At 64.8% G+C, this 13,705-nt stretch carries 11 protein-coding genes; 1 reads left to right on the top strand and 10 read right to left on the bottom strand.

The genetic code is table 11. The annotated features are described in order from the left end of the window. Positions 1-399 precede the first annotated feature (399 nt). From ACT6Y9_RS03560 to ACT6Y9_RS03520, 9 genes are all read right to left on the bottom strand, one after another. Positions 400-651, bottom strand: a complete 252-nt coding sequence (locus ACT6Y9_RS03560) for a cytochrome c3 family protein (RefSeq protein ID WP_295477891.1) — start codon at positions 649-651, stop codon at positions 400-402. A gap of 248 nt (positions 652-899) precedes the next feature. Next, positions 900-2,618: an FAD-dependent oxidoreductase gene (locus ACT6Y9_RS03555; protein ID WP_443743519.1), complete on the bottom strand. Its 1,719-nt coding sequence runs from the start codon at positions 2,616-2,618 to the stop codon at positions 900-902. A 225-nt stretch (positions 2,619-2,843) separates the two neighbouring features. Next, positions 2,844-4,313, bottom strand: coding sequence for an FAD-dependent oxidoreductase (locus tag ACT6Y9_RS03550; protein WP_443743518.1), 1,470 nt, complete (start codon positions 4,311-4,313; stop codon positions 2,844-2,846). Positions 4,314-4,351: 38 nt separating this feature from the next. Further along, a complete protein-coding gene (locus ACT6Y9_RS03545) occupies positions 4,352-4,975 on the bottom strand; it encodes a response regulator transcription factor (protein ID WP_443743517.1) in 624 nt (207 codons plus the stop codon). Between the two features lie 22 nt (positions 4,976-4,997). Continuing rightward, the gene (locus ACT6Y9_RS03540; RefSeq protein WP_443743516.1) at positions 4,998-6,791 is read right to left on the bottom strand and encodes a sensor histidine kinase; all 1,794 of its coding nucleotides are present in this window, start codon (positions 6,789-6,791) and stop codon (positions 4,998-5,000) included. 73 nt (positions 6,792-6,864) lie between these two features. Next, entirely contained in the window at positions 6,865-7,767 is a 903-nt protein-coding gene (locus ACT6Y9_RS03535) for a pyridoxamine kinase (protein ID WP_443743515.1), read from the bottom strand. A 77-nt stretch (positions 7,768-7,844) separates the two neighbouring features. Further along, the gene (locus ACT6Y9_RS03530) at positions 7,845-8,042 is read right to left on the bottom strand and encodes a hypothetical protein (RefSeq protein ID WP_443743514.1); all 198 of its coding nucleotides are present in this window, start codon (positions 8,040-8,042) and stop codon (positions 7,845-7,847) included. Between the two features lie 280 nt (positions 8,043-8,322). Then, a complete protein-coding gene (locus ACT6Y9_RS03525; protein ID WP_443743513.1) occupies positions 8,323-9,486 on the bottom strand; it encodes an iron-containing alcohol dehydrogenase in 1,164 nt (387 codons plus the stop codon). A gap of 278 nt (positions 9,487-9,764) precedes the next feature. After that, entirely contained in the window at positions 9,765-10,937 is a 1,173-nt protein-coding gene (locus ACT6Y9_RS03520; protein ID WP_443743512.1) for an amidohydrolase, read from the bottom strand. A gap of 282 nt (positions 10,938-11,219) precedes the next feature. Between ACT6Y9_RS03520 and ACT6Y9_RS03515 the strand changes: the two genes are divergently transcribed. Beyond that, positions 11,220-12,335 (top strand): M20 family metallopeptidase, encoded by a 1,116-nt coding sequence (locus ACT6Y9_RS03515; protein WP_443743511.1) that lies wholly within the window; start codon positions 11,220-11,222, stop codon positions 12,333-12,335. Positions 12,336-12,468: 133 nt separating this feature from the next. On the opposite strand, the gene ACT6Y9_RS03510 is transcribed toward ACT6Y9_RS03515, so the two are convergent. Further along, positions 12,469-13,641: an amidohydrolase gene (locus tag ACT6Y9_RS03510; RefSeq protein WP_443743510.1), complete on the bottom strand. Its 1,173-nt coding sequence runs from the start codon at positions 13,639-13,641 to the stop codon at positions 12,469-12,471. Positions 13,642-13,705: the final 64 nt, after the last annotated feature.

The following is a 13,705-nucleotide window of genomic DNA, read 5'->3' as shown; positions in this document are numbered from 1 at the left end:
GCCGCTGCAGCCCGGGCTTCACGCTCGAGCGTCTTCTTGTTCTTGCTCCCCTTGGAATAGCCATTTCCCAGTAGACCGGCATTTCCATGTCCTGAATTTTTGAGGTCGGCACTTGTCGACCTCATTTTTATGGCGCTCCCGCCGCATGTGATCTTCTCCCAACGAATCGCGACTCCGTTCGGCGGCGTCGATCCAGAACGACGGCCTCCAACAGGGCAGCGTGAGGGGGTGTCGGACGTCGCACGCATTGCCGTGCAGTCGGACTCCTCGGAGGTCATGGACTGCCCGCCTGCCGGAGGCTTGCCGGACGGAATGCAACGGGGAGTGGCCGCGACTGGCGGCTCGCTCCCCATTTGCATTCAAAGTCTTCGAAGAAGTTCGCGCCCGAAGCGCCGGCAATCACGGCACCTGGTAGGTGTACGAATGACACTGACCGCAGTAATTGACGCCGGGCTTGTGTCCCTTGTGGCATTCCGTACAAGGCAGCACCCCTTCGTGCTGTGCGTGCGGGTTGACCTGATAGCGCCCGTCGGTCTTCTTGATCATTGCCTCGTAGTCGCCGTGGCAGTCCACGCAGACGTCGTAGTCGCCGGACTGCTTCACCTTGTGGTCGGGCGTATGGCAGCTCTCGCACTTGAGGCCTCGCGCCATATGACGGTCAGCGAGAAACTTTCCCTGTGCTGGAGCGGGAGCCGCATCCGCGGCCCAGATCTCTCCGGAAGCAAGGAGACCGAATGCAGCGAGAGCAAGAAGCGTGGTTTTCAGTGGGGTCTTCATGATTTGTTCTTTTTGAGGAAGAGTGAACGAGGGGAGCGAAACCCGATGAGAGCCCGCTCCCCTTCTCCGCTTCATGCAGGTGCCGCATCAAAGCGGCTTCCTGCCCGCGTACGGACCGCGCCTCAGACGGCCGTGTTCGGCAGCTTCGCCACGATCTTGCCGGTGTTGCGCCCATAGACGAGGCATTCCGTCAGGTTGCCGCCACCCTGGTAGACGAACTTCAGCACCGAAGCGATCTCACCAACACAGTAGAGATGCGGAATGGGCTTGCCCTCCCAGGTGAGCACGCGGCGGTCGGCGTCGGCAAGCAGGCCGCCCTTCGTGTTCGGACCGCCGGCAACGAGCGGCATCGCATAGAAGGGGCCGGCTTCGACCTTGCCCAACGTCGCAGGACGACGATTGAAGTCCTCATCCTTCTTCTCGTCGCAGAACTTGTTGAAGCGAGCGACCGTTTCGACGAGGTTCTCCGGGACCATGCGGTTCTTGTTCTCCGGATGGTTCTTGATCTTCTCAGCGAGCTCCTCGATGGTGTCAGCCTTCAGAACGAGGCCGGACTTGATCGCCTCTTCGTTCTTCGCGTCCCACTGCACCATGTCGTAGCCCACGACGGAGATGCCAAGAGCAACGAGCGGCATGCGGTTGCGCAGCGTCTCGTCGAAGATCATCCAGGACGGGGTGCGCGGATAGGCGAGCGTGGTAATGTTGAATTCGACCGCGGCCTTGTAGAAGAAGTAGCGGCTCGGGTTGTCGGTCACCTTCGTCTCGGCTTCATAGCGCTTGCCGAAGTTGTCCACCACGATCGAGTTCGGGGCCCCCACGGACGGCGTAATCGAACCGATCCGCATGCCGTTGAAGCGCTTCTGCGTCGGGACGATCACGCGCGCGGCGGCCTTGCCGACCTTCTGCAGACCGGCGCCGGCGGCCATGCCCATTGCGATGCCGTCGCCCGTGTTCGAAGTGGTGCCGTAGAAGGCCCAGCCTTCGACGCCCGGCCCTTCAAGGAAGGCCTGGCGCATGGGCTTGCTGTATTCGTAGCCGCCCGTGCAGAGCACGACGGCCTTCTTCGCGCGGACGTTGACGGTCTTGCCCTTGTGCGTGGCGGCGACGCCCACGACGTCGCCCTTGGCGTTCTTGTAGAGCTTGAAGGCGGGGGTCTCCCACTCGACCTTGATCTTGTCGCCCTGCTTCTTCACGCCTTCCTCCAGGCAGCGCCAGAAGGCCTCGCCGGAGCTCGTCTCAAGCTTCGGGCTGTGGTACGAAGGCTGGTTGAAGTTCTTCATGCGCTTCGAGTAGGTCGCGCGGTAGGCGTTGTACTTGCACTCCTTGGCGCCCGGGAAGTTCGGGAACGAAGCCTTGTTGAAGCCCGGCTGCGAGCCGCCGATGAATTCCGGATCAAGACTCTGGAGGAAGTCGAGGTTCGTGGGCGAGAGTTCGGCCCAGAGCTTCGCACATTCGACGGAGTACTCAGGCATTTCGCCCTCTTCCTTCCAGGGAATGTTTTCGCCGGAGAACATGGCCTGCGCGTAGTCCTGCAGAGCCTTCTTGTCGCCGTCCTTGAACGGGCAGTGGAAGATGCCGCCCGACATGCGGGTGTTGGAGATGTGGGCGTTTTCAGGGTTCTTTTCGAGCACGAGAACCTTGGCGCCGTTCTGGGCCGCAACGATGGCGGTCGTCGCACCGGCGCCGCCGTAGCCGCAGACCACGACGTCGGCGGTCATGTCCCACTTCTTCGGCAGATCGGCCGCCTGGGCCTCACCGGCAAAGAGGGCCGCCGGAGCGGCAACTGCAGCGGCCGTACCGCCGAAGGCGCCCTTGAGGAAATTGCGGCGATTCGTAGTCATGTTCACTTCTCCTTTCTCTTCGGCGGCCGAGGGAACGCGCGCCACCGCGGCTTTTTCGCCGCTCTGCGCATCCGCTCTCGACCTCCTTTAGTGGTCCGGCGTGCGGCGCATTGTCTTCGCGCCGCCGCTCTTTTGAACGAGACTTACTTTAGGAGGAGGCCACCCGCACGACATCGGCCGAAGGGACCTTGACAAACGCTGAGAATCGGAGATGAATGCCGCCCGTTAATCTCCCCTCTGAACCAAGGAAGGCATACGTGCAGCGCCGAGTCCGGCGAGGCGGCCGAAGACCGCTGCACAGTTGAGGCCGTTGGCGCCGATGCGCGTGCGGCCGTGAACGTTGCCGGTGGCGGCGCCGGCCGCCCAGAGTCCGGGAACGGGCTCTCCCAAAGGACTCAGCGCTCGGGCGTGCTCGTCGATTCGTATTCCGCCGAGCGTGGAGTGCACGCGCAGATGCAGTCCCGTGGCCCACAACGGGCGGGCGCGCAGCCGCTCTCGGGCAACCGACGAGGTCATGGAATCACGAAAGACATCCAGATCAAGTCCAAGCACACGAGCGAGCGCCTCGGGGGTCTGCTCGCGATAAGCCTCTCCGGCATAGAGCCCGCGATAGAGATTCTTCTGCTCATGGGCGTCGAAGGAGCGCACGGCATCGGCGTCGGCAATCGCCCAAGCGGGCGAGCCTGCTCTGAGAATCGCTTCGGCCACCTCCGCGCGCGATCCCGTTTCATCAACGAAGCGCCGGCCGAGGTGGTCCACCATGATCATGCGCTGCGGGATGTAGTCAAGGCGGATGGGAAAGCCCATGCCCGCACGGCTTCCCGGCACGCATTCAATGAACCGGAGGTTGACGATGTCGGCACCGACCCGGCGCGCCGCCTCAAGCATTTCGCCAGTGGATCCCGGAGAACTGTCCACCGGAAGCTTTGCCAAGTCGGGAGAGGCTTCCGCAACCAACTTTGGATTGGCTCCGTACCCGCCCGAAGCAACCACCACGCCGCGACGGGCACGGACGCGATGAAGCACTGCGCCGCTTCCCGAGCGCATCACGACAAGAGCCTCAGAAACGCCCCCCGACGCCTCGTCCCGCATGAGACGCACAACCGCCGCATTCGTCCGGATCTGTACGCCTGCAGCGAGGGCGGATTCTGAAAGTGCCCGGATCCAACCCGTGCCGCGCGGCAGAATCGGCTTGTGGGCGCGCGGGAACATGCTCCCGTAGACCTCCATGACCCGCGGCAGGAAGGCAAGCCCGTGGGCTTCGAGCCAGGAGAGCGTTTCGCCGGCTCCGGAGGCAAGGGCGTGAACCACCGCAGGCGTACTGAACCCTCCACTCACCGCAAGCATCTGCGCGCAGAAGGCTTCAACGCTGTCGGTGATTCCCTGCAGCCGCTGCCGCGCAGGATCCACCGCGTTGTAGTAGCCCCCGGAGATGAGCGTGTCCCCTCCTAAGGCGGAGGCCTTTTCCAGAAGAAGCACCTTCGCGCCCGCCTCCGCAGCCGCGACCGCTGCACAGAGGCCGGCTGCACCGCCCCCCACCACAAGCACGTCGGTGACGAGGTCCGGGTTCTCGAGCGCACCATCCTCCGTATGAAAATCTTTGACGGGCAGACTTTCCGTAAAGAAGGAGATTGGATCGGCCCTGGCGGTCATGAAGGCGGAGCCCGAAGTCAGCATGCCGACGGCACCCAACATCAGCAGAGATCTGCGGTCAAACCGCGGACGCGTCCTCGTCATGATCGTCCTCCGACACCTCCGGCAAGAACTTCGGCCTCATGGAGTTCGTGTACAAAGTCGGCAAGCTCGACGGCGTTTGCAAGCTCAAGCTTCTCGAGAATTGAAGCGCGCTGCGACTTCACCGTGCGCTCAGCGACGCCGAGCACTTCAGCGATGACGCTCGTCGTGAGGCCCTTTGCAGCCATGGACGCCACTTGTTGCTCTGCAGGCGTAAGCCCGTCCCATGACGCCTGGAGACTCCGCGCCCAGGCGACCGAGCGGCGATGTTCGAAATTCGCCTCAACCGCACCTTCGATTTCTGCGAGAAGCTTCTCCGTGTCGGGCGGCTTCACAAGGAAGGTCCTTGCCCCATGCTTGATTGCCTCAACGGCCATTTCGATGTCGCCGTGGGCGGAGAGAAAGATCACAGGCAGATCGACGCCACGCTCGTTCATCTCCCGCTGCAATTCAATTCCCGTCATGCCCGGCATGCGCACGTCAAGCACGGCGCAGCCCGGCTCCGAAAGATCAGAGGCGAGGAAGTCCGCTCCGCTCTGGAAGGCACGAACGCGCCAGTCAGCCATCTCCAGAAAGACTGAAAGTGCGCGAAGCACCGTCGGATCATCGTCCACCAGGCGCACGACGGCCCGGCTCTTCTTCTCATCAGGAAGCATTGTGCTTCTCCTCTTGCAGGATGTTGCCCAAGCCCGCAGGCGTGCGGAGCACCAGAGTTGCGCGCAGCCCCTGCGGCTCGATTCGTTCGAACTCCAAGTGTCCGCAGTTGCGCTCGGCTATCGCCGTGGCGATGGCAAGTCCGAATCCCAGACCGTCCGTCTTCGTGCTCGCCCCCGTTCTGCCGAGCCGGTTGAAGACCTCGTCGGAGAGCCTCGGTCCGTTGTCGGAAACCATGAGTCGGCATCCATCTGGCGTCTTTTCGACGCAAAGCCACACGCGGCCATTCGGTACGCCGGCAGCGGCAGCCAGAGCGTTCTTCAGAAAGTTGAGGACCACGAATTGGATTTCGAACGGGTCGGCAAGAATCGGAGCGGCGAGGAGATCCCCAAGCACTATCGGAACGCCTGCGCTCTGCGCAAGCCCGACTGCATCCCGCGCAATCTGCGAGAGGTCGCAGAGCACCGGAGTGCGCTTCTGCTTCTTTGCATAGGACCGGACATGCTCGACGATGTCCGACGAGCGCTTCACCTCGTCGCCGATGGCGTCGAGAAGCCCCTCCGCCTTGCCGCCGCACCGTCCGTCCTTCGAGAGGAGCATTCTCAATGCGCCCGCGTAGAGTGAAATGTTCATGAGGGGCTGCTTGATCTCATGCGCGAACATCGAGGAGAGCTGCGCCACGATCGAGGTCCGCTCGAGCGAGAGGAGCTTCTGCCGCGCATCCTGCGCCTCGTCGTAGAAGCGCTTCGTCTGCTGCAGGGATTCGGAGAGCTCCTCGGTGCGTCGACGCACAAGAAGATTGATCGAGACGATGTGAAAGAGCACCGCCAATACAAGCCCGAGACCCAACAGGATTTCCGTGCGCCACCGCGCCCAGAGCGCGGCGGGACTCATGTCGCGCAGATGCGCGAAGGGCCCGGTCTTGAGCGTGCGCAGCAGATCGAACGTCTGCCGGAAGTCGTTGCAGACCGTCCAACGAAAGTCGTGATTCTTTTCGGGCATCGAAAGAAGCGCCACCGTGACGGCGCGCACAACGTCCGAGGAGGCGCTCGGAAGCGACGCGAAGACGACATCCGGATAGCGCTCGGTGCTTCTGACGCACCCGCCGTCGGCCGGACGCTCGTTGAGAATCCGGAAGTCCCGTCGATTGATCAATCCGTCGGCGAGGAGCCTCTCGTATTCACAGGTGGAGAGCACGCCCGCGTCGGCGACGCCGAGCTTCACGAGGGCGGCTACGTCTGGGATGCCGTATTCGGTCTCAAGGACCTCTCGGAAGAAGTGGTCGGGATCCCACCCTTCGCGGGCGAGTTCTCCCTGAGCGATGAGCCAACCGTCAAAGCTCGTGCGGTCTGAGACGGCTACGGTGCGGCCCTTCAACTCGGAGAGCGAATTTGCTCCGTCGCCGCGCCGAACGATGAGGGTGGAGGCCACGGTGCGCGAGACATCCGCGCTCGTTCTCGGTTCGCGCGTAGCAACCTGATGCGCACCCGCAGAATCGAGCAGACTCACGAAGGCTGAGCCCGAAACAACGAGAAAGTCGGGTTTCTCACGGCGAATGCCGCCCTCGACGTCTCGCCAATCAATCTCGACCATCCGCAGCTTCAAGTCAGGAAGCGCTGCGATCAGGTGGTCGATCGTCGGCGAATAGACGTTGATGTAGAAGTCGGGAGAAAACGTGTCCACCAACGCGATTGTCACCGTCGGACGGCCTTCGCCCGCCGCAGCCGTCACGGGCTGCAGCAGGCCGGCGAGGATCGGGAGGACGAGGAGAAGAAGGGTGCGCATGCCGTTGAATCTACTCCGGTTCGTGCGCGGCTCCAACATGGGCTCGGGGGCTTCCCGGGCCGCCTCCCCGTCGTCACACGAGCTCGTACGTCGCCGACTGAATCGGGAGCGCGAGGTTCGGGAGCACCCGCTCCAACAGAATTCCCTCGCGGTTGTCGCCCTGGTAGCCGAAGGTGGCGCGGATTCCCTGCAGGATGAACTGCGCGGCGCGGTCGAGCGCAATCGGAAGGCTGTCGCCCTGCAGGAGCGCTCCGGTGACGACGCTCGTGAAGGCGTCGCCCGTTCCAGGGTAGTGCGCGGGCATGTACTGACAGGTCACCTTCCAGGTGCGGCCGTCCGAGCGGCTGCGCGCGATCACGGACGTGAGCGAGGGCTGCCCCTGCACGGGCACGCCCGTAATGATCACGGTGTCGGGCCCCCCTTCGGAGAGTTCAATGATCGCGTCCTTGAGTTCTGCGTCCGAGCATTCACTGCGGTACGGACGCCCGAGAAGCGCGAAGAGCTCCGTGAGGTTGGGCGTCAGTACGTCGGCCTTCTTCGCGAGAAGACGCATCTCCGCGACCATCTCCTCGGTCATCTTGCTGTAGAGCCTGCCGTTGTCGCCCAGGACCGGGTCCACGACCACCAGGGTGTCGGGCTTGCGGAAGCGGTCGATGAAGTTCGAGACGATCTGCGTCTGGCGCGGAGAGCCGAGGTATCCGGAGTAGATCGCCGAGAAGTCCACCTTCAGGCGCTCCCACTCGCGGATGATCTTCTCCATTTCGTCGGTGAGGTCGAGAAAGCTGAAGTGCGGATACTGCGTGTGGTTCGAGAGGATCGCCGTCGGCAGCGGACAGACGTCGAACCCCATGGTGGAGAGAATCGGGATCACGACGGTGAGCGAAACGCGGCCGACGCCTGAAAGATCATGAACGGCGGCGACGCGGCGGACGCTGCGGATGTTGTGCATGGTGACGGACTCCGGTTGGGAATGCATGGGGGCATTCTAGCCACGCCCATCCGGGCCGCCCATCATGTTTCTCTCAGATTTTGCTCAAGGGGGCATCCCGTCCATCAAGAAAGGCGCTGAGCCTTTGCGGCGCGCCCTTTCCGCACCAACGCCGCCTTCGTCGGATCGTAGACGAGCCCTTCGGCGTCGCCCTTTTCTATGTGGGTGATGAGTTCGTCCACCACGTTGAGCGGCACCATGTACCACTCGTGCGGCCGGATGAGCTTCCCAAAGCGGTCCTTCACCGTGATGTCGGGTTGCACCTGCGCGAAGGATGCAGCGGCCCGAGGCGGTTGTGCTTGGGACCGCCCACCAAACTGTGGCCAAGAAAAAGGCCCGCAACCATTCTCTCAAACGGTCACGGGCCTCTCTGCGGGCAGGCCGCCCCTCAGACGCGGAACATCGTCGCCTCGGGCGCATGGATCTCTCCGACGCTTCGAGCGGCGGAGAATGCCTCCTCCAGGGCGGAAACGCCGCGGACCCTCCTCCGAGAAAAGGAGTCGAAACTCAGAAGAAGGTCCGCGAAAGAGGAGTCGGTTCGCCTCAGAGCGAAGCGTTCAGAATCGCCAGAATCCCCTCGCGGTCGAGCGGCCGGAAGGCCCCGTCGAGCGGGAACCAGTGCGCGAGCACATGGTCGGCCATGTCGCCGAAGTGCTCGGCCGTGACGCCCATCTCGGAGAGCTTCGCCGGCATGCCGATCGAACGGAAGAACTCCGCGGTGCGGTCGATGGCGGCGCTGGCCGTCACCATCGGATCGTCGTTGTGCGCGAGCCCGAAGATCCGCTCGCCGTACTGCGCGAAGCGCGGCGCCGTCTTTTCGTTGAGGCTCCAGCGCATCCAGTGCGGCGTGATGACCGCGAGGCCCGCACCGTGCGTGATGTCCGTCCAGGCGGAGATCTCGTGCTCGATGCCGTGGCAGGGCCAGGGCGAAGGCGTGCGCCCGATCGAGAGCAGCCCGCAGCAGCCGAAGGAGCTCGCGAGCATGAGTTCCGCGCGCGCCTCGTAGTTTTCAGGCTCCTTGAGCGCAACCGGCGTGTACTTCATCACAGTGCGGATCATGCCCTCGCACATGCTGTCGGAGAATTCGTTCCCTTCGGCGACGAAGTACTGCTCGAAGGTGTGCGAGAGGATGTCCGAAGCGCCAGCAGCCGTGTGCCAGGCGGGCACGGTGAAGGTGTAGGTCGGGTCGAGGATCGAAGCGATGGGGAAGAGATTCGGGGCGGCGAGGAAGAGCTTCTCGTTCGTCTCCGGGTTCGAAATGACGCCCGAGTTGTCGTAGTCGCTGCCCGTCGCGGCGAGCGTGAGCACGGCGAAGAAGGGCACCGTGCGGCCGATCTTCGAGGAGTCGTACATGAGGTCCCAGGCGTCGCCCTCGTAGTAGACGCCCGCGGCGATGCACTTCGTGCCGTCGATCACGGAGCCGCCGCCCACGGCGACCATGAAGTCGATCTTTTCCTTGCGGCAGAGTTCGATCGCCTTCCTCAGCGTGCCGATCTTCGGATTGGGTTCGATGCCGCCGAATTCGAAGACCTCGAGCCCGGCCAGCTGCTTCTTCACGTCGGCGAGCAGGCCGCTCTTGACGACCGAGCCGCCGCCGTAGGTGATGAGGACGCGGCTGCCGCGCCCCGCGACCAACTTGCCCAATTCTTCAATACGGCCCTTGCCGAAAACCGTGTGGGTAGGAAGATAGAGATCAAAAGGCTGCATTTTGGGGTCCTTGTTCCTTCATTCAAAAGCCGCCGGCATCCATGCCCGGATGCCTGTGCGGCGTTCTTTTCGATGAGGGAAATGGTATGCCCCGCGCCCCCGGATGCAGAAGCCGGATTCTTTCCACAGACTGCCTGATTCTCTCAACCCGAGCCCCGGCCTCGACAAAAACACGACGCCCGGGACTTCCGAGTTGGGGAAGCGCCCGGGCGCGGGAGGGAGAGCTTGAGCTCCGGGGAAGCTGCGCCCCCGGAGAAGCCCTCGAGCTGCAGCGGGAATCAGTCGGCGCCGAGACGGCGGCGCACGATCGACACCCAGAGGGCGGCGCCCGCCGCGATCGAGCGGTCGTCGAAGTCGAACTTCGGGTTGTGGAGGTTCGTGGCGCCGTAGGGCGCCTGACCGCCGAGGAAGCAGAAGGCGCCAGGCACCTCGCGGGCGAGGAAGGAGAAGTCCTCGCTCGCCATCTGCGGGAGTTCGGCGAAGGCGGCCTTTGAGTCGCCCAACGCCTCCTTCGCGGCGGCGAGGAGATCGTCGGCGAGGTGGGGCTCGCTGATCAGAACCGCGGCGCCCGCCTTGAAGACCACTTCAGCCGTGCAGCCCACCGACTCGGCGACGGCCTTCGCGACCGTCTCCATGCGGCGGCGGATGAGCCTGCCCGTCTCCTCGGCGAAGAAGCGCGTGCAGCCCGTGAGCTCGGCGGTCTCAGGGATGATGTTGTTCGCAGACCCCGTGTGGATCGTGGTGACGGACACCACGGCCGAATCGAGCGGAGCGACGTTTCTCGCGACGATCTGCTGCATCGCCGTCGTGATGAGCGCGGCGGCAAGCGCCGCGTCGCAGGAGAGCTGCGGGGCGGAGGCGTGGGCGCCCCTGCCCTTCACGTGGATCTCGAAGAAGTCCTGGCCGGCCATCGTGGGGCCGCGGCGGCAGCGCACCTCGCCCACGGGAACGTCCGTCCAGTTGTGAAAGCCGTAGATCTCGTCGACGGGGAAGCGCTTGAAGAGGCCGTCCGCGATCATCGCGTGAGCACCGGCCGCATTCTCCTCGCCCGGCTGGAAGATGAAGACCACGGTGCCCTTGAAGTCGCGGTGCGCCGCGAGATATTCGGCGGCGGCGAGGAGCATCGTCATGTGGCCGTCGTGACCGCAGGCGTGCATCAGCCCTTCGACCTTCGACTTCCAGGGGCATTCGCCCATTTCGGTGATCTTGAGGGCGTCCATGTCGGAGCGCAGCCCAATGCGGCGGCCGGGCCCGAGCGAACCCTCGAGCACGCCCACGACGCCGTGGCCGCCCACGCCCGTCGTCACCTCGATGCCGAAGGAGCGGAGCTTGCCGGCCACCTGCTCCTCCGTCCAGACCGTCTCGAGCCCGAGCTCGGGATGTTCGTGAAAGCTGTGCCGCCAGGCGGCGTATTCAGGCGCGCGGGCCTCGAACTCGGCAAGAATCGACATGGGTTGTTCGCCTCCCAAAGGGATATCACGGAAAAGAGTCGGAAGCGATGATTATGCGCCCGCGGCCGGAGGGTGACGCGCATCCCCCGGGAGTCGAGGCGGGAGACCTGCGGCGGGGTCACCCATGCGCGGGAAGAAGATCCGCCCCCTCGAACGCCCGCCGCCGAGCCCGGCATGCGCCCGGACGCTTGGGAAGCGCAGAATGCACTCCAGGCCCCGTCACCCCTGCGGACGTCAACGCCGCACGCCGGGACGCCAATTGAACCCCCGAAGGAGGAGAACATGCTCGAAGCCTATCTCGCGGACTTGAAGGAAGTGGTCGACCTCGACTGCGGCAGCGGCAACTGCGCCGGCGTCACCCGCGTTGCCGAAATCATGAAGCGGCACTACGAGTCGATCGGCTTCACGGCCGAGCTCGTGGACGTCGGCCACAAGGCGGGCCGCGGACTCTTCGCGACGAACAAGCCCGGCGCCGAGACCTTCGACATCATGTTCAACGCCCACCTCGACACGGTCTACCCGGACGGCACCGCCGCGGCGCAGCCCTTCCGGATCGAGGACGGCCGCGTCTACGGCCCCGGGTGCGCGGACTGCAAGGCGGGCGTGATCGCGATCTATCACGCGCTCAAGAACGCCCGGAAGGAGGACCTCGACCGTCTCGCGGTCGCCGTGGTCTACAACCCGGACGAAGAGGTGAGTTCGCTCTCATCTCGCCCCTGGCTCGCGGCAATGGCGAAGAAGTGCCGCCGTGTGGTCGTCTCCGAACCGGGCCGTGCAAGCGGCGCCTTCGTGCGCTCCAGAAAGGGCCGCTCGGTCTGGAGCGTCACGGTGCACGGCGTCGCCGCACACGCGGGCAACAACCCGCAGGACGGGCGCTCGGCGATTCTCGCCGCCGCCCGCTTCACGATCGCCGTGAGTGCCCTGCAGGACTACGAAGGCAAGGGAACGAGCGTCACGGTGGGCGTGATCTCGGGCGGCACCGTCTGCAACACGATTCCGGCCGAATGCACCATGAAGATCGACACGCGCTTCAAGCGCGACGAAGACGGCCGGGCGATCGACGAAGGCATCGAGAAGCTCGCGCGCGAAGATTGGGGGGACGGCATCACGGTCGAGGCCGTGCGCGTCTCCTCATCTCCCGCCATGCCCTGCACGGACGCCGCGAAGGCGTTGGCGGGCCTCATCGACGAAGCCGCCCGCCTCGAAGGGTTCAAGGCGACCTGGGTGGACTCGGGCGGCGGGTCGGACGCGAACCGCATCGCGCAGACGGGCACGCCCGTCGTGGACGGCGTCGCGCCCGCCGGCGGGTGCTTCCACGCCGCCGAGAAGGAGTACCTGTTGGTCGACACGATCGAGAGCCGCGTGCGGATGCTCTCGCGCCTCCTTACCCTCATCTGACGCAGGCTTGAGCACTTCGGCGAAACGCAAGCCCCGCACTCCGCCGAGGAGTCGGGGGCTTGCGGTTGCGCGTGAGGCTGCCCAGACGCTTCGGCCAGGTGGAAAACCGGACTCGTCCGGAATCCGCCCGGTCCTACGCCGCGAGGCGCTTCCTCGCGAGCGTCACCCAGATCGCCGCGCCGGTCGCGAGAACCCGGTCGTCGAAGTCGTAGCCCGGGTTGTGGAGGTTCTTCGCCCCGTGCGGCGCCTGGCCGCCCAAGAACACGTAGGCGCCCGGCACGTGGCGGAGGAAGAACGAGAAGTCCTCGCTGCCCATCTGCGGGAGCTGCGCATAGGAGACCTTGTCCGCTCCGACCACGTCGCGTGCGGCGTCGAGCATCGCGTCGGTGAGCTCAGGGACGTTCTCGAGCACCGCGTAGATCGCCTCGAATTCGACGTCAACCGCGCAGCCTACGGACGCGCCGACCGCCTTCGCGACCGTCTCGATCCGCGAGCGCAGCAGCGCTCCCGTCTCGTCCGAGAAGAAGCGCGTGCAGCCGCCCAACTCCGCCGTCTCCGGGATGATGTTGTTCGCCGAACCCGTGTGGATCTTCGTCACCGAAACCACCGCGGAATCCAGAGGCGCAACGTTGCGCGCGACGATCTGCTGCAGGGACGTCGTGATCAGGGCGGCGGCCAGGGCCGCATCGGCCGAGAGCTGCGGGGCGGAGCCGTGGGCGCCGCGGCCCTTCACGCGGATCGTGAAGAAGTCCGAGCCCGCCATGGCCGCACCCTTGCGGCCCTTCACGGTGCCCGGAGCGACGTCCGTCCAGTTGTGCATGCCGTAGATCTCGTCCATGGGGAAGCGCTCGAAGAGCCCGTCCTTGATCATCTCGAGCGCCCCACCCGAGCCCTCTTCCGCGGGCTGGAAGATGAAGACCACGGATCCATGGAAATCGCGGTGGGCGGCCGTGTATTCCGCCGCCGCGAGAAGCATCGTCGTGTGGCCGTCGTGGCCGCAGGCGTGCATCTTTCCCGGGGTCTTCGAGCGGTAGGGGCAGCTCCCGGTCTCCGTCATCGGAAGGGCGTCCATGTCGCAGCGCAGTCCCACCGTGCGTCCGGGGCCGAGCTCGCCCCGCACGACGCCCACGACGCCCGTGCGGCCGACGTGCTCGGTCACCTCGACGCCCCAGCTTCTCAGGCGTTGGGCGACGATGCCGGCGGTGCGGACCTCCTCGAGGCCGAGCTCGGGGTGTTCATGGAAGTCGCGGCGCCATTGGGCATAGCGGGCGGCGTTTTGTTCAAGGTCGTGAAGAATGGTGGTCATGTCTCAAGGGGCCTCCGGCCCGGGATGGATGCATGGGGATGCGGGAGAAACGGCTGCGCCTTCG

The sequence above is a fragment of the Sutterella sp. genome (assembly GCF_052272535.1).
GTDB lineage: Bacteria > Pseudomonadota > Gammaproteobacteria > Burkholderiales > Burkholderiaceae_F > Sutterella.
The sequence above is the reverse complement of the archived record's forward strand: the minus strand, read 5'-3'. Positions and strand labels throughout refer to the sequence as shown.